Below are 576 nucleotides of genomic sequence, written 5' to 3' on the forward strand. Positions count from 1 at the left end.
CGGGCTCTGACTACTTGTAGGCACACGGTTTCAGGTTCTATTTCACTCCCCTTCCGGGGTGCTTTTCACCTTTCCCTCACGGTACTGGTTCACTATCGGTCACTAGGGAGTATTTAGCCTTGGGAGATGGTCCTCCCAGCTTCCGACGGGATTTCTCGTGTCCCGCCGTACTCAGGATCCACTCAAGAGGGAACGAAGTTTCGACTACAGGGTTGTTACCTTCTGTGACGAGCCTTTCCAGACTTCTTCGTCTACTTCGTTCCTTTGTAACTCCGTATAGAGTGTCCTACAACCCCAAGAGGCAAGCCTCTTGGTTTGGGCTAATCCCGTTTCGCTCGCCGCTACTCAGGGAATCGCGTTTGCTTTCTCTTCCTCCGGGTACTTAGATGTTTCAGTTCCCCGGGTCTGCCTTCCATACTCTATGTATTCAAGTATGGATACTGCACCATTACGTGCAGCGGGTTCCCCCATTCGGAAATCTCCGGATCAAAGCTTACTTACAGCTCCCCGAAGCATATCGGTGTTAGTCCCGTCCTTCATCGGCTCCTAGTGCCAAGGCATCCACCGTGCGCCCTT

The 576-nt window shown here is 52.6% G+C and carries 1 rRNA gene; it reads right to left on the reverse strand.

Annotated elements, in window-relative coordinates:
- A 23S ribosomal RNA gene (locus tag D3H55_RS23730) occupies positions 1 to 576 on the reverse strand; the annotation flags it as partial.

It is taken from the genome of Bacillus salacetis (assembly GCF_003581585.1).
GTDB lineage: Bacteria > Bacillota > Bacilli > Bacillales > Bacillaceae_B > Rossellomorea > Rossellomorea salacetis.